Origin of the sequence: Anaerotruncus sp. 1XD42-93, from assembly GCF_009917605.1 — a bacterium.
Classification (GTDB): Bacteria; Bacillota; Clostridia; order Oscillospirales; family Ruminococcaceae; genus Anaerotruncus.
This window is the reverse complement of record NZ_QZEG01000022.1, coordinates 14,990-37,799: the sequence shown is the minus strand read 5'-3', so window position 1 is coordinate 37,799 and position 22,810 is coordinate 14,990. Positions and strand designations below refer to the sequence as shown.

Here is a 22,810-nt window from a genome sequence, read left to right as displayed (position 1 = left end):
ACCTTTGAATTAGGAGTGTTTTACATAGATGGCAGCCAATGAGTATAGGCTATGTATGGGCTGTATGTCTCCGAACTTTGACGGCGGCGTTTGCAGCGTCTGTGGATACGATCAGAATACGCCGGGAGACCCGCGGTACTTGCAGCCCTGTACCACCCTTGCAGGACGTTATGTGGTAGGCAGGCTGGTCGCCAGCGACCCGGAGGGCGCTTGGTATGTTGGATACGATTGTGACGAGGAACTTCGGGTTTGGATCCGGGAGTATGTCCCCTCGAACATCACCCGGCGTCAGACTGACGGCGAGGTACAGCCGCTTCCGAGTTCGGAGGCGCAGTACAAAGCGTTGATGGCAGATTTTGAGGATCTCTGCCGCGCGATTGCCGCGCTTCCTCCAACCGAGAAGATCCTTCCGGTTACCGGGGTTGTCCCTGCCAACAATACCGTTTATGCGGTTTACCGTTATATCAAAACCATCTCGCTCGAATCGTTTTTGCAGCGCAGTGGCGGGCATTTGAGCTGGCGCCACACCAAAAAGCTGCTGATGCCTTTGTTCCACACGGTTACCAGTGCGCATCGGGCGGGATTGATCCATCGCGGTCTGTCCCCGCGCACCATCCACCTTGACCAGTCGGGGGCACTTTGGTTGAGCTGCTTTTCGATTGCCGCCGCCCGCACCAATAAAAGTGAGATTTCCGCGCAGCTGTTCACCGGTTATGCTGCGCCGGAGCAGTACTCGCTGAACAGCTGGCAGGGGACATGGACCGATGTTTATGCGCTCGGTGCCTTGGCATACTGGGCAGTCACTGGGCAGAACCCGCCTTCTGCGCAGGATCGTGTCTATGGGGACGACCTGCTCGAGGAGGGGCAGTGCCCGGATATGCCCGAGAGCGCTGTACGGGCGATCAATCGAGCGCTGGCGGTTGAGCTGGAGGACCGTACCCAGACAGCGGAAGCATTTATCGCTGACCTTCTTGCAAACGAGGGATCCAACACCGCTGTCTATACCGCCCCCTCCAAGCGTTCAGCACCTGACGCACAGCGGGTTGAGGAGGAACGCCACCGCGCTGAGATTTTACAGGCGGCGGCCAACCGCCGCCGGGAAGAGCGCCTTTCACCGGCGCAGGAACTGGACTACGAAGAGGGCATCGACCTGATGGCAGTCCGGGAGGCGCCGCGTCCGGACCCTGCCGCTTCGGTTTTGCAGTCGATGCCCCATGCCAGACAGGAGCTGGAACCGCGCCGGCAGCAGCGCCCTGCACAAAATATGGGAAAACGCCGCAAGCGTAAGCAGAAACGGTCCCATCCGTTCCTTTCGTGGTTTTTGACCCTGCTGCTCGCGACCGGTGCACTCGCAGGAGGATTCTATTGGATTGCGAGCAATTACCTGAACGACCTGCTCAACCCGTCCTCTCGGCCGAAGCAGTCAAGCAGTTCCGAAGTCTCGTCAGGAGAGAGCTTCTCAGATGACGACCTGCTGGAGGAAGGCAAGGTTCCCCCGCTGGTGGGCAAGGTCGCCAGCTCGGTGAAGAACAACAAGGAACTGAGCCGCCGGTATGAGATTGATTATGTAGAAAAATACAATGATAAGTATGAGGAAGGCGTGATCTTTGACCAGCAGCCGCTGGAAGGAACAGAGCTGGAGGAAGGCGGAAAGCTGACTTTGTTTGTTTCCCAGGGAGCGGAGCGGATTGAGATGCCGGAAGTTGTGGGCAAGGAGATCGAGGAAGCGACCGGACTTCTGGATGGGCTGGGAATCAAATACAATCTGATCCCGGTACAGAACAGTACTTATGAGCCGGATGTGATTGTCCGCGCCGACCGGGAGCCTGGGACCATGTTGGACAAGAACCGGGATACTGTGATGCTTTATATCAGGGAATCATCGGATAAGAACGATGATGACGATGACGAGGATGACCGGGAAGAGGACGACCGCAGTTCTTCAAGCAGCAAAGGGACAGTTTCCCGCGGAAAGGGCGGCATCAAGATTGTCGACCGGGTGGACTGAACCGAAGCAGAGCAGAAAAACCAAAATGGAAACCGCCGGATTGCCGGCAGAAGAGGTGGAATTCGATGAAAATTGCATTTTCAACACTGGGATGCCCCGGATGGTCGTGGGATGAAATTTTTGCGACAGCCAAGGATATGGGGCTGGATGGAATCGAAATCCGCGGTGTGGGCAACGAGATGTTCGCACCGAAGATCAAAGCACTGGATGAAGCGCATATCGGACGCACCAGAGAACGTCTGGAGAAAGCAGGGATGACCATTCCGATGCTGACTTCCGGGGCGTGTCTCGGGCTGATTGGGGAGGTTGACAGCTATCTGGAGGAGGCAAAAGCCTATATTGACTGCGCCTCCCGGATCGGCACGCCGTTTGTGCGTGTGGTGGTGACCACCAACCCCGCCCCTACCGATGAAGAGGATTTACTCCAGGCCAAAGCGCTCTATGACCAGCTTTGCAATTATGCGAAGGGGAAGAATGTCTGCGTTTTGATCGAAACAGCGGGAATGCTGGCGGATAGCCGGGCGATGAAATCGTTTATGCGCGGGGTAGACCCCGAATCGGGCGGGGTTCTCTGGGACCTGCACCATCCCTACCGCTATTTCCATGAGGCCCCGGCAGAAACCTATGCGCTGATCGGCCCGTGGGTGAAGTATATGCATGTCAAAGACTCGGTGGTCCAGGACAAGAAGATTGTTTACCGGATGATGGGATACGGGGATGTACCGGTGTTTGATGCGCTCAAACTGCTCGACGACAACGGTTACACAGGGTTTATCTCGCTTGAGTGGGTGAAACGTTGGAACCCTGATCTCCAAGAGCCGGGAATCGTATTTGCACATTTTATCAACTATATGAACTTCCTGAAAGGACAGCTCAAGTAAAAATTTACAGCCGCAGCAGAGGATACCTGTTGCGGCTGTTTCCTGTATGTTTTCAAATGGAGGAATGATTTTATGGAAAAGAAAGCGTTACAGATCAATGGGATTCCGTCTGTTTTATGGGGGAACCCGTCGGAAAAAGGATTTATTGCAGTGCATGGAAATCAATCCCATAAGATGGACCGGCCGATCGAACTGCTGGCAGAAAACGCCTGTGCACGTGGGTATCAGGTTGTGAGCTTCGACCTACCCGAACATGGGGACCGTAAGCAGGAATCCACCCTCTGCAAGGTACAGAACTGCGTGGAAGAATTGAGGGAAATTCTGCAGTATGCAGAGAAAAATTGGAAGCAGATCCGCCTATTTGCCAACAGTATGGGGGCGTATTTCAGCCTTCTGGCATACGCCGGGGCGGCTCTGGATGGGGCATGGTTTCTCTCGCCGGTTGTGGATATGCAGCGGATCATCCAAAATATGATGGGGTGGTTCCACGTAACCGAACAACAGCTCCAGGAACAGCAGACAGTTCCTACACCGATCGGGCAGACTCTATATTGGGATTACTATGTTTATGTGCAGACACACCCGGTCTGTGAATGGGGGATACCCACCCATATTTTGTATGGCAGTCGGGATGAGCTGTGCGAAGCGGATACCATCTCCAAGTTTGTCAGGCAGTTTTCCTGCCAGTTAGAGACAGTGCCGGAGGCCGAACACTATTTCCATACCCCAGAACAGCTGCAAGCACTGAACAGATGGATGCAGAAAACTTTTTAAAGAAAGTCAGCCGGAACCATAAAATGGTTCCGGCTGCTCTATATGGGAAGAAAACGCTCAGAATCCAAGCTCGACCGCCGAACGGAACCGGCGTTTTCCGGCGAGCGCCTTGTCGAGCTGGGCAATCATCGAAACGCGGTCAGCATTCAGCGTCCCTGCCAGCGGAAGATAGTTGGATGCATGATTGGAGCGGAACACGCTGCCCTCGCTGTCGATATGCTCGAGCAGCAGACGGGTTTCACGCGCAAGGGCGGGTGGGTCCATCAGGGTCAGCTCGCCGTTTTGCACCCATTCCTGAAGCGGGGTGCCCGAATAGACCCGCAGAGTCAGCAGACCGATATAATCTGGTTTCATCGCCGAGAGTGCATGCGCGGTATCGACTGCATGCTGTTCCCAGCGCTCCGCGCCCCCCAGGCCATTGATGACTGTCACCGAGAGGGCGAGACCGGCATCTTTTATCTTGCGGCCTGCTTCTACAATCTCGGCAGCGGTTTCTCCCTTGTTCATCAGGGCTAAAATTTCCTCATTGCCTGATTCCAGCCCCAGATAGGCGATCCCAAGCCCGGCCTGATGCAGTTCAGCGAGCTGTTCCGGAGTCTTGCTCTTGATGCTCCGGGGAGAACTGTAGATGCCGACCCGCTCGCACTCCGGGATCTCCTCACGGATTTTTTTGAGGATTTTCAGCAGATGTTCCTGTGGCAGGATCAGCGCATCACCGTCCGCGAGAAAGACACGCCCGATCTGGGGATAGGATGCCCGCGCGATATCGAAATCCTCAAGCACCTCCTCAAGGGGACGGACGCGGAACTGCTTTTCCTTATACATGTTGCAGAACGCACACTTATTGTGAGAGCATCCGATGGTTGCCTGTACGATCAGGCTATAGGCTTCACTGGGAGGGCGAAAAACACGGCCAGTATAACGCATAGATTTTCTCTCCTTATTTTTCAGATAGGATAGGTGGGTCCGGCATCCGGAAGAGATGCCCCTGCATCCGTTCGGTCCCTCTGGGGTTGTGGCTGACCAGAAAAACCGTCTTGCCAGCGGTTTTCCGCAGCAGGTACGCGGCGGTGAGCCGTTCGGTTTCCGGGTCCAGACCTTTGAATGGTTCGTCGAGAAAGAGCAGATCAAAGTCTGCGAGCAGCGCGCGTACGATTGCAACCCGGCGCTTCATCCCACCGCTCAATTCCCTGACAGGCTGCTCCAGACACCCTTCTAGCCCCACTTCCGCAAAAGACTGTTCGATTTGGGGGCGGGAGAACCGGTTGGCACAGACCAGGCGGATGTTAGACACTGCGCTGAGGTTTTCGCAGAGACGGTCTTCCTGAAATACTGCGCTGATCCGTTTTCCCTGAACGCCGCAAATAGAACCGTTGTCAGGAGGCTCCAGACCCATCATCAGGCGGAGAAGGGTGGTTTTCCCACATCCGGACTTGCCCATGATGCAGATGGTTTCTCCCTCCGGAAAGGAAGCGGAGAACCGGCAAAGCACCTGTTTTTCCCCATATGTTTTGGAAAGCTGGTTAATCTCTATCATCAGGTCACATCCTTTCGATGGTCTGGAGAAGGAGGTGAAGCCCGAACAGGAACAATCGCTCGAACAGGAGGCTTACCAGAAGGATTACAACCGTCCATGCGAACAGGTCGGGGGTATCAAGGTAGATTTTGGCCTGATAGAGGTGTTCACCGATCGAGCCTTTGGGAATCCCGATCACCTCGGCAGCAGCGCCCGCTTTCCAGCAAAGCCCCAGCGAAACGGTAACAGCAGAACGCAGATAGGGAAGTACCTGAGAAAGATAGATGTACCGTACACGGCGCAGTGGCGGCACGCCGAACAGTTCTGCCATCTCGAGCAACTGTGGATCGGTACTTCTGATTCCCTCGAGCAGGTTGGTATAGACGATCGGCAGTACCATCAGAAATGAGATAAAGACCGACAGGTTGCGGGAAGGGATCCAGATTAGGCAGAGGATGACAAACGAGGCGACTGGCACCGACTTAACCGTCAGCAGGAGCGGTTCGAGCAGGTCACGTATCGGGCCGCAGAAGGAGGCGGCAGCGGCGAGCAGACAGCCGGCTGACAGCGCAAGCAGGAACCCGGAGACAATCCGGACGAAGGAGAACAGGATCGCACGCCAGAACGACGCTTCCTGCATGAGTTCTCCCAGCCGGATCAAAACCGCAAGAGGGGAGGCGAGCAGGATTTCCTGCCCCACAGCCCAGCTTGCGGCCTGCCAGACCATCAGCCAGAGAGCCACCGCCCAAAGGCGGATCGGGCGTTTACCGGCTGTAGTAGAACGCATCATCCGGGAGGGCGCCTCCCACCGCTTTGGGGTTCTGTTCCATCAACACACCGAGATAACCGCCAAGCATCGACTGCATCTCAGCCCCCTCGATGCAGGTGATGTTGCAGTAAGGCAGGGCTTTTTTTGCGACCGCGGCAGGCACGATGTCCTGTTTTTCAATCAGCGCAGCGGCTTCTTCAACATTTGCATTGACATAATCGGTTGAGGATTTATACTCGTCAAGGAATGCAGCAACCGCCTCCGGGTTCTGGTCGGCGAACTCCTTGCGGATGACAACCACGCCGGTAATCAGCGCGCTTTTTTCCTCTGCATCCTCCTGCACTTTTTCCCATTCTTCAGTCAGGTCGAGCGCGATGCGGATATTCTCATTTTTGGCCTGTGCGGTGGTAGCAAATGGCTGGGGCAGCAGGGCGATTCCATTTTCGGTCTGGGCGATCGCGGCAACACATTCGGAGTGCTCTGATTTATACTCAATCGTCACATCCTTTTCAGGGTCAATGCCATTTGCGGAAAGGAGATAGTCGAGCGCGTATTCCGGGGTTGCGCCTTTGCCGCTTGCGTAGATGGTTTTCCCTTTCAGGTCAGCGACCGACTGCACCGAATCCCCCGTTTCAACGATATAGAGTACGCCGAGCGTGTTGACTGCCAGCACCTGTACTGCGCCATCTGTACTATTATAAAGCACAGACGCAAGGTTGGCGGGGACAGCAGCGATGTCGTATGCACCCTGCACGATTTTTGGGGTGACCTCATCAATCGCAGCCGAGATCGTAAAGCTGTATTCGTTCGCGGTATCACCTGCTTCGGCATCCTCCATCAGCTTAACCATGCCCATTGCGGTCGGGCCTTTGAGCGCACCGATTCGGATGGATGTTTTTTCCGCAGGGGAGACGGGCGGTTCAGAAGAAGCCGCCGGCGCGTTCTCGCTCGCGGCAGGCTCACTTGACGCGGGTGCAGACTCGGATGGCGCAGAAGAAGAGGGGGCGGCCTTCCCACCCGAACAGCCAGGAAGGGCGCCGCAAAGAAGCGCTGCAGACAGCAGAACCAGGAGTATTTTTTTCATGTTACATCATCCTTTCAACAGTATCCTTTTGTTACATTGCTCCGAAATTGGCGTCAAAATTCACTGATGTCATCTGCATTCTGGTATAAAAATGCATAGATATGCAGCCATATAGCACTGCTTCTGGCGGCTTCCTGCGGCCAAAAGGCTGCGGACTCCAAAATATTCTTCTGAAGCATTTCGATTATAACAGGAATCCAGACAAAAGGGAACCCCCGTCTGTGAAAAAACAGACGGGGGAAACGTCCAACCATTTTAAATCTGTAGATTACCAGGCACCGGTGCTGGGATTGACCTTGATGAAGTTCGGAGGGGTGGTCGGTTTATCTGTATTCCCGGGTTTGCTGGGTTTGGATGGTTTTACCGGGTCTTCTTTCGGGAGATTTGCGCGGCCTTCCGAGATGATATAGGTGCCGAGTGAGCGGGTGCGCAGGCTGATTACCTGATCGCCGTCTTCATTTTTTCCGGCGGTGAAGGTGCTTGACCGGTCGACCAGCTCCCCGTCAACAAGTTCGTAGACATAAAGGTCGGTAAGTGGGACGGTCAGTCTGCCATCCTCATCCACAAATGGGTTATAGATCTCAAGGGTAGCGCGGGAGGTTGCGGGCAGCTTGGGGTTTCCGACAAAGTCAAACATGAATGCATCAAGGTCAACGCTGCCGAAGTATTTGTCATAACTGCGGTTCCAACGGGTCGAGAGGGCGGGGCAGTAGAAATCCGAATCGCTGTCCGCCAGGAACTTGACACGCGCGATTGCGCCGTCGTTGTTCTCCCAAGTGACAGTGTTCCATGCGTTCTTGACCGGCTTTATCACGATCCCCTTATCTCCGGCATTGAAAGTTGCATCGTCATCATCGTCGATGTTCTCATTCTGAATCCAGAAGGTGAAATAGGTGGTCATCGTTTCGCCGCTCTTGAAGTTGGGCTTCACATCGGTTTCAGCCTTCTGGTTGGCATTGTAGAATTCCAGCTTTTCTTCAGTGTCTTTCACCGCAGCATTCAATGCTTTTTCCGCATTATCCAGCTCTTTTTTTGCAGCATCCTGTTTGGATTTCGCATCATTCAGCGCTTTCAGCAGCTGCGCAGTGGTTGCCTTTGCGTTATTCCAGGTTTGCTCTGCCTGTTTCATCTGTTTTTCCAGATCATCGGCCTGCGCCTGATCCCGGGCCTGTTTTTTGTCCGCGACATTCTGGTTTGCGGCATTTAAAGCGGTCTGGGCATTGTTCTTCGCGGTTTCCAGTGCGGGGAGCTCGGCGTTGGCCGCGTTATAACTCGCCAGTGCAGCTTTCATCGGTTCGTCGCTCGGCGGGGAGATACGTGTCTGGTTGGCCTGCACCTGATTCAACACTGTTTGTTTCTGGTTCACGATCTCCTGTTTGGTTGTGACATCTGTCTGTATGGTGTTTACGTTTGCCTGTGCGGCGGTCACATTCGCTTGCAGATCTGCGATATTGGCTGCATAAGTGGTGGCCTTGAGTGTGGTAATCGTGGTGTATACAGAATTCCAGTTATTGGTATTATCTGCATTGGTGACACAGAGTGGAATATGGGAGTTGGGATTTGCATTGTTGGGGTCGATCAGGGTGTTATACGCCTGAATTGCAGTGTTTGCCAGCGCAATTGCATCCTTCAGAGCCTGCACCTTTGCGGGGTCGGGAGTTGGGATAGCGGGGGTAGTAGGAGCGGTATTCTTTGGAGGTTCTGGGGTTGGCTCCTGCTGTTTCGGCGGTTCGGTTTCCTCTGGCGGCTCTGGATCGTCCTGCTCTTCTGGTTCTTGCAGCTCATCGGACGGTTCTTGCGGCTCATCGGACGGTTCCTGTTTCTCCTCATCAAGTGCATTGTCCAGGTCAGTCTCGAGCGGTGCATCATCAAAAGGTTCATCGTTCATCCGCAGCAGGGAAGCGGTAACAGCAGTTGGAGCTATCGAATTTGTGACAGCCTGTGCAGCGGCCTGGACCCCATTTGCTGCGACAAACACCGCATCAAAGCTGGTTCCGATCTTGAGCGCAGTGTTTGCGGCATTCAGTTTGTTTTGGGCATTTGTCAGCTCGCTCTGCGCGGTGGACAGGGCATTCTGCGCGGCTACCAGTTCATCCTTGGCGTTCTGGATCGCATCCTCACTGGAGGCGGCTTTCAGATAGTCGGCATACTGTTTGTCGTACGCAGCTTTTGCGGCATCATAAGCGGATTTCAGCGTTTTGACCTGTTCTGCTTTTTGATTATAGTTTGCGACAGCCTGATTGTAGGCGGCTTGGGCAGCAGCCTGCTCTTTGACTGCCTGCTGATATGCGGCTTCTGCATCTGCCAATGACCCGCGGCCGCGCTGGCTGTTTTCATGGGCAGCTTTTGCAGCATCATAAGCTTTTTTGGCTTCCGCTTCTTTCTTCACAGCTTCGTCATACTTGGCCTGCGCCTGTTTGACCGTTTCAGAAGTGGCATCGTAGGCAGATTTTTTGGCATTGTAGGTTTCACGCGCTTTTTTTTCGGCTTCGACCGCTTTTTCATAGGCGGCTTTTGCGTTTTGCAGAGAACTGGTTGAGAGACGGCTGGTCTCGACCTGGAGCAGCGGGAATTCCCGGCCTGCCAGTGCTTCCTCATAGTTGACGACCACAAGGTCCTGCATGGCGCGGAACTGGGCTTCCATCTCTATTTTATATTCGTCTGCGGTGAAGTTATCCTTGATCGAGAACTTGATACAGGTGTACCGCGCGCCGTTAAACACCTTTTCAATCAGGTCCGCGTCGCTGACGTATTTTCCGTTGGTCTTCTTTTTCAGCCGGAACCGGACGGTGTTCTTTTTGGTGAGGATGTTGTATCCGTCATCCGATTTTCCGATGATATAGTAATAGTCGCTTCCTGGCCGGATGGTGTCATACCGGTCGGCGGCAAGGTTGCCATCTGCATCTACAATCTGTCCGACGATGTTTTTGGCTGCAAAGGCAGAAACCTGCAGGGTGAGGATACAGGAAATTGCCAAAAACAGGGAAATTAGTTTTTTCATTTGTTACGCCTCCTTCGAATCAGGTGGTAAATGATCCTTTGGTCATTTAGTGCCGCTAATCCGGGAAATGACTGCACAGGATTCCAGATTTTTTCTTTGTGGAGAAAGCTTTCTAACTATAAAACCGAAATAGAACCAATTTGGGGACAGTGGATATTTATGCAAAATTCGACCGGCAAAGGGTTGATTTTGGCCCCTGTTTGCGGTATGATAGATTGGCTGGGTTTAATAGATAAACGCGCTAAAGCGGAATTGGCAGAGTGCTTTTGAAAAAGTCCGGCAGGAAATGGAGTGAAGCGACAATGATTTTCAACAGGGAAGCGGAAACGATGTCACGCAAAGAGATCGAAGCTGTCCAGCTCGAGCGGCTGAAACGGATTGTGCGATACTGCTATGACAACGTAAAGCTTTACCACGACCGGTTCGATTCGATCGGGCTGGACCCGGATAAAATCAAAACCCTGTCCGATATCCAATACATACCCCCCACGACCAAGGACGACCTGCGGGACAACTACCCGTTCGGGCTGTTTGCCGTCCCACGAAGCAAGGTGGTGCGCATCCACGCATCCTCCGGTACGACCGGAAAGCCGACTGTCGTTGGCTATACCCGCAACGATCTCAATATGTGGTCGGAGATCATGGCACGTATCATCTCGGCAGCAGGGGTGACCGAGGAGGACATGGCGCAGATCTGCTTCGGGTACGGGCTTTTTACCGGTGCGCTTGGCCTGCACTACGGGCTGGAACGGGTCGGGGCGGCTGTGGTTCCCTCCTCATCGGGCAACAGCGAAAAGCAGATTATGCTGATGAAGGATTTTGGCACCACCACTCTGATTGCCACTCCCACCTATGCACTTTATCTAGGGGAACTGGCGCATGAGCTGGGATACAGGCGGGAGGACCTGAAACTGCGGATTGGGCTGTTCGGCTCGGAGGGCTGTACGACCGAAATGCGCGCCAAGATCGAGGACCGGCTGGGTCTGTTTGCAACCGACAACTACGGGATGTCTGAGCTGATTGGGCCGGGTGTCTCGGGGGAATGCGAGCTGCGATGCGGCCTGCATATCGCGGAGGATCATTTCCTTGCCGAAATCGTTGACCCGGATACCCTTGAAGCAAAAGCGGAAGGGGAGTCCGGTGAGCTGATCGTCACCACCCTGACCAAAGAGGCAATGCCGCTGCTGCGGTACCGCACCCGCGATCTGACCCGGATGAACAAAGAACCGTGTGCCTGCGGGCGTACGATGGCGCGGATGGACAAGGTGATGGGCCGAAGCGACGATATGCTCAAAATCAAGGGGGTCAATGTGTTCCCATCTCAGATCGAGAGTGTGCTCATGCCGGTTGAACAGATCAGCCCGCATTATATGTTGTACGTCCGGCACGAGGGGTATACAGATACCCTTGAGGTAAAGGTCGAGCTGGTTGATGCGAGCCTGCTGGCCAGCTATCGGGACCTGGAAAACCTGACCGCGGCGATCCGTCACAGACTGCGCACCGTATTGGGGATCGACGCGAAGGTTTCGCTGGTCGAACCCAAGAGCATCGAGCGGTTTGCGGGCAAGGCCAAACGTGTGGTGGACCTGAGACATAGTCAGAATGCTTAAAAATCAGGACTTGTTTTTAAGCGGCGGGCAAAATCCGCAGGCATGTTTTTCATGCATGACGATTATATAGTCTCGCCGCGGGCTGGAAACGAATCGGAATATTCTTTTTCGTATTTTGATTACAATGTTTAGGAATGAGGAGAGATCGAGTGAAACAGTTGATGTTGGGCAATCAGGCGGTTGCCAGAGGGCTTTATGAAGCAGGATGCCGGGTAGCTTCAAGCTATCCGGGAACCCCTTCGACCGAGATCACCGAGCAGGTCAGCCTTTATGAGGAGGTTTACGCCGAGTGGGCGCCGAATGAGAAGGTTGCGATGGAGGTTGCGCTTGGTGCGTCGATCGGCGGTGCACGCTCGTTCTGCGCGATGAAGCATGTCGGGCTGAACGTGGCGGCGGACCCGCTGTTTACGGCAGCTTATACCGGCGTCAATGCGGGCATGGTGATCTGTGTAGCCGACGATCAGGGGATGCATTCCTCCCAGAATGAACAGGACTCCCGTCATTATGCGGTTTCCGCCAAGGTACCAATGGTGGAGCCTGCCGACTCACAGGAGTGCATCGACTTTGTAAAGGCAGCTTATGAGATTTCCGAGCAGTTCGACACCCCAGTCATTCTGCGTACCTGTACCCGTGTGGCGCACTCGCAGAGCATTGTCGAGACAGGGGAACGCACCGAACTGCCGCTCCGGCTGTACACAAAGGACCCTGAAAAATATGTAATGATGCCGGCCAATGCGGTCGGACGGCATGTATTTGTCGAGGAACGGATGCAGAAGCTCGCTGAATTTGCCGAGACAAGCGGGCTGAACCGGGTCGAGATGGGAGACCCAAAGATCGGCATTGTGACTGCCGGCATCTGTTATCAGTATGTCAAAGAGGCGTTCCCGCAGGCGAGTGTCCTCAAGCTCGGGATGGTCCATCCGATGCCGGTCAGGATGATCCAGGAGTTTGCCAAGCAGGTTGAAATGCTCTATGTGGTCGAGGAGCTTGACCCGGTTATCGAGACCCATTGCAGGGTCAACGGCATCCGTGTGGATGGCGGGAAAAACCTGTTCGGCCTGCTAGGGGAACTTTCCCAGCGCAAGGTTGCGCAGGCACTCGGGAAGGAATGCCCGGAGCCGGTTTTGTTTGGAGAGCAGGTACCGGTGCGTCCGCCGGTGCTCTGCCCTGGATGCCCGCACCGCGGCCTCTTTTATGTTCTAAGCAAGCTCAAGGTTATGGTCAGCGGCGACATTGGCTGCTATACGCTCGGCGCCCTGCCGCCGCTCGGTGCGCTTGATACTACCATCTGCATGGGCGCTTCGATTTCGGGCCTACACGGATTCAACCAGGCGCGGGGTGGGGATTCCGCGCAGAAATCGGTGGCGGTAATCGGTGACAGCACATTTATCCATTCGGGGATCACTGGGTTGATTGACATTACCTACAACCGCGGCCATTCGACCGTTCTGGTGCTTGACAATTCGATCACCGGCATGACCGGCCATCAGCAGAACCCGACCACTGGCCTGACCCTGAAAAACCAGCCGGCCCCGCAGGTGAGCATCGAAAAAATCTGCGAGGCGGCAGGCGTGAAACGGGTACGGGTAGTCGACCCGAACGAGCTGGCTGCGTTGGAAGCGATACTGAAAGAAGAACTGACAGCGGAGGAACCGTCGGTCATTATTACCCGGCGTCCGTGTGCCCTGCTCAAACAGGTCAAACACAATCCACCGCTTCGAGTCGATCCGGAGCGCTGCAAATCCTGCAAAATGTGTATGAAGATCGGCTGTCCGGCCATCCATATGGCGGATGGAAAAGCAGTGATCGACGATACCCTCTGTGTCGGCTGCGACCTTTGCCAGAGGATGTGCAGCTTTGGCGCGATCAAAACTTCCGAGGAGGTGCAGGGCTGATGGGACAGGTAAAGAGCATTATGATCGTTGGGGTCGGCGGACAGGGTTCGCTTCTGGCCTCCAAGCTGATGGGCAATGTGCTGATGGCGCAGGGATTCGACGTTAAAGTTTCGGAAGTGCATGGGATGGCACAGCGGGGCGGTTCGGTTGTTACCTATGTGAAGTACGGTGAGAAGGTCTACTCCCCAGTGATCGAGATGGGGGAAGCGGATGTGATCGTCGCGTTTGAGAAACTCGAGGCGGCGCGCTGGCTGCCCTACCTCAAGCAGGGCGGGAAGCTGATCGTCAACGACCAGCAGATTTCTCCGATGCCGGTCATTACAGGCGCGATGGCGTATCCGGAGGAGATTCTTGAGAAGCTCCGGGAAAAACAGGTCGATGTGACAGCGCTCGACGCGCTTTCACTTGCGCATCAGGCGGGCAGCGCCAAGGCGGTCAATGTTGTGCTGATCGGGGTGCTTTCCTCGATGCTGGAATTCCCGGACGAGGTCTGGCAGGAGACGATCGAAAAGACTGTCCCGGCAAAGTTCCTCGAACTGAACCGCCGGGCGTTCGCGCTTGGGCGCGGTCATTGACCTATTTTAAGGAAAAAGCCGTATTCACAACCGATTGACGCTGTTTGGACATGCCGTTTAAAGGGCTGTCTGCGTTTTTTCTGTTTTGCAGAGCGGATCGGCGATGGGGAATACAGGCTTTCAGAAACCGCCCGGACAGAGAACGGGCGTACAGGAAAGGACTGGTTCTATTGTCAAACTATTATCAGCCGGAGATCGAACGCGCATCCCGCGAACAGATCAAAGCGTGGCAGGATGAGCGGCTGGTAGAGACGGTCAACCATGTTTACAAGAATGTTCCATACTATCGTCAGAAGATGGAGGAAAAAAAGCTGACCCCCGCCGACATCAAATCCACGGATGACCTTTATAAGCTGCCGTTCCTGACCAAGGGCGACCTGCGGGACGCTTACCCATATGGCCTTTTGGCGGTTCCGCTTGAGGACGCGGTGCGCATCCAGTCGACCAGCGGTACCACCGGAAAACGGGTGGTCGCGTTCTATACCCAGGCGGACATCGACCTCTGGGAGGACTGCTGTGCCAGGGCGATTGTGGCGGCAGGCGGGAGTAAAAAAGATGTCGTGCAGGTTGCGTATGGTTACGGGCTGTTTACCGGAGGCCCCGGGCTGAATGGTGGATCGCATAAAGTCGGCTGCCTGACCCTGCCGATGTCCTCCGGCAACACCCAGCGTCAGATCCAGTTTATCCAGGATCTTCAGGCGACCATCCTCTGCTGTACGCCTTCCTATGCCGCGTTTATCGGTGAGTCGTTTGCAGAAATGGGGATTCGTCCAGATGAGATCAGCCTGAAAGCAGGCATTTTCGGCGCGGAGGCATGGAGCGAGGAGATGCGCCGGGACATTGAGAAAAAGCTGGGGATACGGGCGTATGATATCTATGGCCTGACCGAGATTTCCGGGCCGGGTGTTTCGTTCGAGTGTGAAGCGCAGACCGGTATGCATGTCAATGAGGATCATTTCATTGCGGAGATCATCAACCCAGAGACTGGAGAAGTCCTGCCGGAGGGGGAGAAAGGCGAGCTGGTGTTCACCAGCATCACCAAAAAGGCATTCCCGCTGCTGCGGTACCGCACCCGCGACATTTGCGTGCTGAACCGCGAGCCTTGCCCCTGTGGCCGCACCCATGTCAAGATGAGCAAGCCGATGGGACGCAGTGACGACATGATGATTATTCGCGGGGTTAATGTGTTCCCGTCCCAGATCGAAACGGTACTGCTCAATCACGGGTATCCGGCAAACTACCAGATCATTGTCGACCGGGTGAAGAATACCGATACCCTTGATGTGCAGGTCGAGATGACACAGGAGATGTTCGACGATACGGTGAAGGGCATTTCCGCACGAGAGAAGGAGCTGGTCGAAGGTCTGAAAGCGATGCTCGGCCTTTCTGCAAAGGTCCATCTGGTTTCTCCAAAGACGATCGCGCGCAGCGAAGGAAAAGCGGTCCGCGTTATCGACAAACGCAAGATTTAGTGGTATCATAGTTGCAGAGGCAAAATCGTTTTTCCGGTTTGTGCCTGCCGTTGAGCAGGGCTGTGCAGTTTTGCAGTACACTGCCGGAAGGAACGCTACAGCCCGGATGGAGCTGTAGCTCCCTGTCCATAGACAGGGAAATAAAAGCCATATGGCAGAATGGGTGTTACGAATGGTTATCAAACAGCTGTCCGTTTTTGTAGAAAACCAGCCGGGCCGTTTGGCGGAGATCAGCGAGGTGCTCCGCCAGAAGGAAATCAATATCCGGGCGCTTTCGATCGCCGATACCACCAATTTCGGGATCCTGCGCATGATTGTCAACCATCCCGCACGCGCTGAATCTGCGCTCCGGGAACAGGGTTTCACCGTCTCACAGACCGATGTGATCGCTGTCGGCGTCACCGATGAGCCGGGCGGGCTTGTGACTGCCCTGAAAGCGCTTGCTGATGCCAAGATTACAGTGGAATATATGTATGCGTTTGTCAGTAAGGCGGAAAAAACCGCGTATGTTGTTCTGCGGGTTGAGGACAACGCAGTCGCAGAAAAAGTGCTTTGTGAACATGGAGTGCCGATTCTCAGCGGAGAGGAAATCTACTGAACGGCGATGGGGCAGAAAAGACAGTTTCAGATGAATCTACGCCGGTTCAGCTGATATAACTATGCTATGTATATGTCGGCGCTATGGATATCGAACTGACGGATGTCAAAGGGACAATGACAATTACGATAACATACAGATAAAAAACGGTGGGCGGCGGAGATTCCGCCGCTCGCTTTTTGCGAAAGGAACAGAAAAATGGCGATTGAAAAGGTGAAGGCATATTTCGAAGCGCTCGGGCGCGGACAGGATGTGCTGGAGTTTGAAACTTCAAGTGCGACGGTCGAGCTTGCGGCGCAGGCGGTTGGCGTGATCCCAGCGCGGATTGCAAAGACCCTGTCGTTTAAACAGGGAGAGGGCTGTGTGCTGATTGTCGCAGCAGGGGATGCGCGGATCGACAACCGTAAGTTTAAGGATGCCTTCGGGATGAAGGCAAAAATGCTGACTCCAGAGGAGGTGCTCGAAATGACCGGGCACGCGGTCGGCGGAGTGTGTCCGTTCGCGGTCGAAAACCCGCAGGTAGAGACGGTGCTCGACTGCTCGCTCAAACGGTTTGAGTCGGTCTATCCTGCCTGTGGGAGCAGCAATTCGGCAATCGAGCTGACCTGTGAAGAGCTTTTTTCCTATGCGAAAGCGACCCGATGGGTAGATGTCTGCAAAGACTGGGCAGAATAAGGCAGGAAACGCAAACAGCCGTCCACAGAACTTCTGTGGACGGCTGTTTTTATCCGTTATTGGAAATATTGCAGCACCGCATCGGCAACGCCATTCGCATACTGGAACATTCCGAAATCACTTGCAATCCGGTCAAATTCAGCAGGGCTGCAAATGTACCCGGATTCGACCAGAACTGCGGGGCAGGAGGTCAGCATGGTGACCCGGTACCATGACCAGTTGACAAACCGGAGCTTGCGCCCAGTGACCGAGGCGAGGTTTGCACCGATGTTTTCAGCGAACACTTGCGACTGGCCGTTGTAGTAGTAGACCTCAATCCCTTCCACTTTATTGGAATCCACCTGTTCTGAGAGGGAGTTGTGGTGGCTGGAGATGAACATATCTGCATCTACCTGTTCAGCCATTGCCATCCGCTCGTTCAGTGTCATGGTCTCGTTGCGCTGGGTCAGATGGACAGTTGCCCCCAGTGCTTCCAGACGGCTTTGCAGGGCACAGGAGTCCGCATAATTCAGGATGTTTTCCCACGGGCCCGCGTTATAGGGAACCGAAGCAGCGCCAGGATCGGTTCCGCCGTGTCCGGGATCAAGCAGGATGGTGACGCCTGCAAGCGGTGTGCCGGTATTGCGCTGGAGGCGGGGCTTCTGCTTGAGGTAAATTACTGTATTTTCACCGTCAAACTGTACATTCCAACCGGTCAGTTCGCAGCCGGGATTTAGCTGGAAGGTCAGGGTTACTGTACTGCCGTCCTCCGCAATGGAGGATTTGATGGAGGAACAAAGGGTACTGTTGAGCACCGAAGTGTCCATCTGTTCGAAACCGGAAAGGTTGTAAAGGGTAACACGGACGATTCCATCCTCCATTTCACCGGTGAAAGCCGGGCGTTTGGTGCCGGTAATCACGAGCTGTTCGCCCTTTTCGACCTGCCGCAACAGGATCGAAGAAACCTCGCTGACCGCCGTTTCTTTACCTTCCAGAATTTCTACGGTGGATTTGAGCGCATATCCGCCCGAGGAAAGGCGGTAATAGCCGCCGCCGTTGTTCTCAACGATTGTGTCCACACAGCCCCCTTTCAGTACAGTGGTATACTCCCCGTCGTCCTTCCCGTTGCTGCTGATGGGCACAAACGAGCTGTTGATCCGCGCGACCGGTTCGGCACCCGCTCCTGCCACATAGACCTCCCCCGCGCTCTGCTGGGAACTGTTCATCCCATTATAGCTGAGGGAATAGGTGACAGGCCCAATCCGTTTGACCTGTCCGGCAACGGCGAGCGAAGAGAGATCAAGGGTCTGCTGGTAGGTGACCGCCACCCCATCCTCAGCGGAGGAGACTGGTTCCAGTTCGGCTGTCAGGCCACCGACACGGGCGGTCACCTTCCCGCCCGCAGGCGCAGTGCAGGAGAGCTTCAGCCCTCTGCCCGCAAGTACCGCTTCCGGATTCGCGGGATAGACAGAGCTTTTTGTAATCGTGCTGATGGTATCCGGAGCCTGCGCAGGCTCCTTGCGGATGATCTGCACCGTACGCTCGGTACCATTCTGGCTGAACGTATAGTTATTTGTACCAACTTCCACATCTACCAGAACACCCCAAAGCCCATTTTCGTTGGGACGGTCGACCTCCTTACCGTTGTAGAGGACAGGGAGATCAGGGTTCGAAGTGCCAGTGATAAAGTAATTTTTCCATGTAGTATATGCGGTATCCGACAGAGTGATGGATTCTGCCGGCCGGGTGACTTGGAACGTCCGACTGTAGGAGAGGTCTGGCATAGATTCGGATGGCTGCTGCCGGAACGATGAGGCAAGCGAGTAAGCTGCCATCCTTCGTTCGGTATGGAGCGAACCATAGTTGCTGATGACCGACCCGCCTGCGCCAAACTGCCGCTCAAAGTAGAAGCTGTTGTCGATCGAGTGGGTGAAGATGGTCTCATCCGAGGCGATATGAAGCGGATAATAGGGGATCGAAGCATTTTCGCAGAGCTGCTCCCAGCCGGAAAGCTCGGTTTGCAGCAGTTTGACGCCATCGGCAGTATCCGCATCGCTGACCATCGAGGTCACCACAAAATCGAGATCCCCCGCCTGCACCGGTGCGGACACAAAGTCACGCTCATTCGAAAGCAGGTTGCTGTTTACCACAATGCCCAGCCGCTGTGCCCCCTTCTGTCGGATGCTGTCATGGGAATCGGACAGGATTTTTGACAGGCTTTCCGCATAGGAGGGGGAGTCGAGCGCCTTGGAATCCACTCCTGCGAAGACAACGCCGGCCACATCGTAACGTCCGGTCAGCTCTTTGACAACTGCCGGAAGCAGAGACTGCACCTTTTGTGCGTCCGGATCGAGCAGGCCGTTGGCAATCAGATCACTGTCGACCGGACTCGCTGACGCCCGGCCTTCAGCGGCAACCCCAAACGCATCTACCACCGCATAAACCTGTATGTTGTATGTTTTTGAGATGTTGGTCAGATAGCGCAAAGGATCAAAAAAGGTAAATCCGCCCTGTTTGCCGGTCCAGAAGGAACTCGAAGGCAGGATTTCCGACTGATAAAATGCGTCACATTCGGGGACCGCTTCAAAAAAGATCGCATTATAGCCGTAAGTATTGGCAAATGCGGCGATTTCGTCCAGTTCCGCCTGCATCTCTTTGGCAGGGAGCCCGGGTGCACTGGGAAAATCGGCGTTGCCTTGCGTCCGGACAGTCATGGCGCGCAGGGTTTCCGGGGTAGCGGGGATTCCCTCCGGGAATTCCCGCTTTATAATTTCGCCGTGGAACAGGTCGGATGCGGAGAGTACGGTAAAAGTCACCGCGAGAATCGCAAGCGAAGCCAGCAGGGTGCGGATTACCGTACCCCGTTGGTTGGAATAGTATTTCATGGCAGAAGAACTCCCTTGTCAGATAGGATAAGGTTTACTGAATATTCTGCTTTCCGGACAGCCCCGATTCAAAGCTCAAAGTCCGAGTGGTCAAACTGCGGCAGTGCGCGGGGGCGTTTCGGAACCCGTTTGAGCGGTGCGTATAAATATCTTTTACAGGAATCATGCGGTTCAGTCACCCCTTTTTTTTCACAGAGAACCGACCGGCCATTCTGGGAGACAAACCCGAATTTACAGTAGGCACAGGAAGGGGGAATTTGATCGGAAAAGAGTTTGGATTTAAACATGTCGCACCTCCATACTGTTTCAGTATACAGGAATCGACAAAAAATTTCTATGCGTAATTATTAACATTTCCAGTGTTTTTTCGATTTGGAAGCAGCAGAATAGAGCACATCGCGATCAGGCAGGCGGAGGAAATGAACATATTGGGCGCAGCGTGTGGGATCGGGGTTCCCTGCATAATTGCGGCGGCAAGTTCCTCGGGAGGGAGCAGGCCCCAGAACAGCCAAGACAAGAGAGCTGTCAGGCTTCCGTGTACCAGCCGGGAAAGATAGAACGGCCGCAGACAGAACCGAGGCAGATCGGGAAAGCAGGCCTTTACCTGGAGCAGGATGCTGAGAGAGGAGAATGAGACCAGAAATCCGCAGAGCGCAAATCCGGCGCGGGTATGCAGGGAGGCGGCGAGCGTGCAACCGCTTGTTACTTCGAGCAGTCCTGTGATCCATGCGGAAAAGAACGATGCACCGAGGGAGGGGAAGAATGCCCCCAGCATCCGGGCGGCTGCTTGCAGGGTGCCAAGCGCGTTTAACAGGGCGATGATCGCGGAGAACGCCACCACAAACGCACAGATACCGAGAATGCCTGCGCTTGCCCCCTGCACCGCATGGACAAACCCATTGGAGTTTGAGCGATCTGCTGTTAATGTCATCGGGTGGGTGCGTCGAAGTGTGCAACAGACAAACCGGCCTACCACCAGTGCAGAACAGACCTGCGCAATCAGCAGAAAGGCTCCTGCTCTTCGGCTGCCGAACATTCCTGCACCGACTGCCGAGATTAAAAAGGAGGGACCGGCGTTAACGCACAAGCAGAGTGCAGCTGCTGCGGTATCGCGGTCGATCTCCCGGCGTTCAAGCATGGACGCGAGCATCCGCGCACCGACCGGATATCCCCCGACAAAGCTCATGAGAAAGACCGCCCCGAGCGAGTCGGGAAGCCCGATCAGCCATCCGGCGGGGCGGGCGATCCACCGGCTTAAAACGGTACCCACACGGCTGGCGGAAATCAATCCCGCAAGGATCATGAAAGGGAAGAGCGAGGGGATCACCACAGCGGCACAGCGGGCCAGCCCCTCCCGCACACCGTCGGAAACCTCCTGCGTTTTCCAAAGCAGCCCGACCGCCGTCATCACAGCGAGCGGTGCCCAGAACCATCGAATCTGTTTCATAGAATCCCTCTTTTTCATAAATCGAATTGCCTTTTCATACCTATGCTAGGGAGCAAACTGAAAATGCGGAAGGAGGCTTTTCCCATGTGGAAAAAAAGACGCAGGCAGGAGGAAAAATGTTCGATCCGGGAACGGCTCTCTCGGACGTTTGAACTGCCTTTCAATGTACTGGAAGGGCTTCCGGAGATCGAATTGCTTGGAAACCGGGAAGCAGTGATCGAGCACTGTCAGGGAGTGCTTGAGTATGACGACAAAGTAGTGCGGATCAATGCAGGGAAACTGGTGGTACGGATCACCGGCAGGAATCTGATGCTCAAATATATGACCGGCGACGGCGTGATGGTAGAGGGGTATTTTACCTCAATCGCATTTTTGTAATGAGGGCGGCGCGCCGCCAAAGGGGTGTAAGAGTTTGTTTATCATCTTTTTTCTGCGCTGGCTGCGCGGACACATCCGATTCTCCGCCCGGTCCGGCTCGATCGAACGGTTTATCAATCTGTGTGCTTACCACCATATTCCCTCGTGGGAATGCAGACGGTCGGATGGGGCGTTCTCCGGCTGCACGACGGTAAGCGGCTACCGGAGAATGCATCGTCTTGCTCGGAAGGCAGGGGTAGTCACCCGAGTTACTGAGCGGTATGGACTTCCATTTTTGATCCATCGCTACCGGAAACGGCTGGGTATCCTGATCGGTGTGCTGTTCTTCGCACTCTTCCTGACGGTCATGCAGCAGTTTATTTGGGTAATCCGGATTGAGGGAAACGAGCAGATTGATTCCCGGATCCTCACCAACGCGCTCGCCGATCTTGGCGTACACAGAGGGTCGTTCAAGGGCAGGATCGACGCCGGGGTTCTGCGGGAGGAACTGGTAATCCGGGTGGATGGGCTTGCATGGGCAGCGCTCAATATCCGCGGTACGACAGCGACTCTGCTGGTGCGGGAGCGGGTGCGCCCTCCCGAAAAGATCGACACCGACGTTCCGGCAAATGTGGTCGCAGCGCGGGATGGACAGATCAAACGGTTGGAGGTCACCGATGGACGCTCCCTTTTGCGGGTAGGCGATACAGTGCGCGAAGGGGAGATCATCGTCAGCGGGGTGAACGAGGACCGCTGGGGAATGACCCATCTGGTGCGGGCAAACGCCCGCGTGATCGCGCATATCCCGGAATCGCTGAAGATCGAAGTGCCGCTGGTGCAGGAGGAATATGTCCTGACCGGCGAGATCAAAAAGCGGCGATATCTCGAACTGTTCGGTGTTCGGCTCCCACTCTTCCTTTATCGCGGTCTGGAGGGGGACTATAAGCTCGAACGCATCACCCGTTCTCCCAAGCTGTTTGGGCTGGAACTGCCATTTCTCATCACGCGGGAGAACTATCTGTTCTATGAAACACGGTTGGAGGAGATCTCTCCGGAATCTGCCCTACGGATCGCGGAACGAGCGCTGCGCAGACAGGAAACAGAAAACTGGGGGGATACAATCCTTTCGGCAGACCGGTCCGCCGAAGTGGTGGACGGCGTGCTCTGCCTGACCGGCAGATACCTGATCGAACAGGATATTGCGCGTCAGGTAGAAATACCTGTTTTTGACAAACAAGAACAGAAAAAGACATCTCACAAGCGAGAGGGCGGTTATTAAAACAG

19 protein-coding genes are annotated in these 22,810 nt (G+C 54.8%); 11 read left to right on the top strand and 8 right to left on the bottom strand.

Annotated features, from left to right (window positions below; genetic code table 11):
* The first annotated feature begins 28 nt into the window (after nt 1–28).
* The 3 genes from D5269_RS09700 to D5269_RS09690 all read left to right on the top strand — a co-directional run bounded on the left by D5269_RS09700 (nt 29) and on the right by D5269_RS09690 (nt 3,663).
* A complete protein-coding gene (locus D5269_RS09700) occupies nt 29–2,008 on the top strand; it encodes a PASTA domain-containing protein (protein ID WP_016315490.1) in 1,980 nt (659 codons plus the stop codon).
* A 65-nt stretch (nt 2,009–2,073) separates the two neighbouring features.
* Nucleotides 2,074–2,889: a sugar phosphate isomerase/epimerase family protein gene (locus D5269_RS09695; protein WP_120485190.1), complete on the top strand. Its 816-nt coding sequence runs from the start codon at nt 2,074–2,076 to the stop codon at nt 2,887–2,889.
* Between the two features lie 72 nt (nt 2,890–2,961).
* The gene (locus D5269_RS09690; protein WP_120485189.1) at nt 2,962–3,663 is read left to right on the top strand and encodes an alpha/beta hydrolase; all 702 of its coding nucleotides are present in this window, start codon (nt 2,962–2,964) and stop codon (nt 3,661–3,663) included.
* Between the two features lie 57 nt (nt 3,664–3,720).
* Here D5269_RS09690 and D5269_RS09685 read toward each other — a convergent pair whose 3' ends face one another.
* The 5 genes from D5269_RS09685 to D5269_RS09665 form a co-directional block, all read right to left on the bottom strand.
* The gene (locus D5269_RS09685) at nt 3,721–4,590 is read right to left on the bottom strand and encodes a radical SAM protein (RefSeq protein WP_016315493.1); all 870 of its coding nucleotides are present in this window, start codon (nt 4,588–4,590) and stop codon (nt 3,721–3,723) included.
* A 13-nt stretch (nt 4,591–4,603) separates the two neighbouring features.
* Nucleotides 4,604–5,200 (bottom strand): ATP-binding cassette domain-containing protein, encoded by a 597-nt coding sequence (locus D5269_RS09680; protein WP_347707294.1) that lies wholly within the window; start codon nt 5,198–5,200, stop codon nt 4,604–4,606.
* A 4-nt stretch (nt 5,201–5,204) separates the two neighbouring features.
* Entirely contained in the window at nt 5,205–5,966 is a 762-nt protein-coding gene (locus tag D5269_RS09675; RefSeq protein ID WP_120485197.1) for an ABC transporter permease subunit, read from the bottom strand.
* The gene (locus D5269_RS09670) at nt 5,944–7,032 is read right to left on the bottom strand and encodes an ABC transporter substrate-binding protein (protein ID WP_120485187.1); all 1,089 of its coding nucleotides are present in this window, start codon (nt 7,030–7,032) and stop codon (nt 5,944–5,946) included. Before D5269_RS09670 ends, D5269_RS09675 begins: the two co-directional genes overlap by 23 nt.
* Nucleotides 7,033–7,300: 268 nt before the next feature.
* The gene (locus D5269_RS09665) at nt 7,301–10,033 is read right to left on the bottom strand and encodes a hypothetical protein (RefSeq protein ID WP_016315497.1); all 2,733 of its coding nucleotides are present in this window, start codon (nt 10,031–10,033) and stop codon (nt 7,301–7,303) included.
* A gap of 302 nt (nt 10,034–10,335) precedes the next feature.
* On the opposite strand from D5269_RS09665, the gene D5269_RS09660 reads away from it, so the two are divergent.
* The 6 genes from D5269_RS09660 to D5269_RS09635 all read left to right on the top strand — a co-directional run bounded on the left by D5269_RS09660 (nt 10,336) and on the right by D5269_RS09635 (nt 16,858).
* Nucleotides 10,336–11,643 (top strand): phenylacetate--CoA ligase, encoded by a 1,308-nt coding sequence (locus D5269_RS09660; protein ID WP_120485185.1) that lies wholly within the window; start codon nt 10,336–10,338, stop codon nt 11,641–11,643.
* 149 nt (nt 11,644–11,792) lie between these two features.
* Entirely contained in the window at nt 11,793–13,538 is a 1,746-nt protein-coding gene (iorA, locus tag D5269_RS09655) for an indolepyruvate ferredoxin oxidoreductase subunit alpha (protein WP_199735719.1), read from the top strand.
* Complete coding sequence (locus D5269_RS09650; protein WP_016315500.1) at nt 13,538–14,113, top strand: indolepyruvate oxidoreductase subunit beta; 576 nt, start codon at nt 13,538–13,540, stop codon at nt 14,111–14,113. Before iorA ends, D5269_RS09650 begins: the two co-directional genes overlap by 1 nt.
* Nucleotides 14,114–14,283: 170 nt before the next feature.
* Nucleotides 14,284–15,585, top strand: a complete 1,302-nt coding sequence (locus D5269_RS09645; RefSeq protein ID WP_016315501.1) for a phenylacetate--CoA ligase — start codon at nt 14,284–14,286, stop codon at nt 15,583–15,585.
* A gap of 172 nt (nt 15,586–15,757) precedes the next feature.
* The gene (locus D5269_RS09640; protein WP_120485195.1) at nt 15,758–16,183 is read left to right on the top strand and encodes an ACT domain-containing protein; all 426 of its coding nucleotides are present in this window, start codon (nt 15,758–15,760) and stop codon (nt 16,181–16,183) included.
* Between the two features lie 198 nt (nt 16,184–16,381).
* On the top strand, nt 16,382–16,858 hold the full coding sequence (locus D5269_RS09635; RefSeq protein WP_120485184.1) for a YbaK/EbsC family protein: 477 nt from the start codon (nt 16,382–16,384) through the stop codon (nt 16,856–16,858).
* A 56-nt stretch (nt 16,859–16,914) separates the two neighbouring features.
* Here D5269_RS09635 and D5269_RS09630 read toward each other — a convergent pair whose 3' ends face one another.
* From D5269_RS09630 to D5269_RS09620, 3 genes are all read right to left on the bottom strand, one after another.
* Nucleotides 16,915–19,722 (bottom strand): N-acetylmuramoyl-L-alanine amidase, encoded by a 2,808-nt coding sequence (locus D5269_RS09630; RefSeq protein WP_120485183.1) that lies wholly within the window; start codon nt 19,720–19,722, stop codon nt 16,915–16,917.
* Nucleotides 19,723–19,790: 68 nt separating this feature from the next.
* A complete protein-coding gene (locus D5269_RS09625) occupies nt 19,791–20,009 on the bottom strand; it encodes a hypothetical protein (protein WP_016315505.1) in 219 nt (72 codons plus the stop codon).
* Nucleotides 20,010–20,056: 47 nt separating this feature from the next.
* The gene (locus tag D5269_RS09620; RefSeq protein ID WP_120485182.1) at nt 20,057–21,169 is read right to left on the bottom strand and encodes a hypothetical protein; all 1,113 of its coding nucleotides are present in this window, start codon (nt 21,167–21,169) and stop codon (nt 20,057–20,059) included.
* 84 nt (nt 21,170–21,253) lie between these two features.
* Here D5269_RS09620 and D5269_RS09615 point away from each other — a divergent pair, with 84 nt between their 5' ends.
* Together D5269_RS09615 and D5269_RS09610 are read left to right on the top strand one after the other, a co-directional pair.
* Nucleotides 21,254–21,547, top strand: a complete 294-nt coding sequence (locus tag D5269_RS09615; protein ID WP_016315507.1) for a YabP/YqfC family sporulation protein — start codon at nt 21,254–21,256, stop codon at nt 21,545–21,547.
* Between the two features lie 34 nt (nt 21,548–21,581).
* Nucleotides 21,582–22,805, top strand: coding sequence for a sporulation protein YqfD (locus D5269_RS09610; protein WP_158604929.1), 1,224 nt, complete (start codon nt 21,582–21,584; stop codon nt 22,803–22,805).
* The last annotated feature ends 5 nt before the right edge of the window (nt 22,806–22,810 follow it).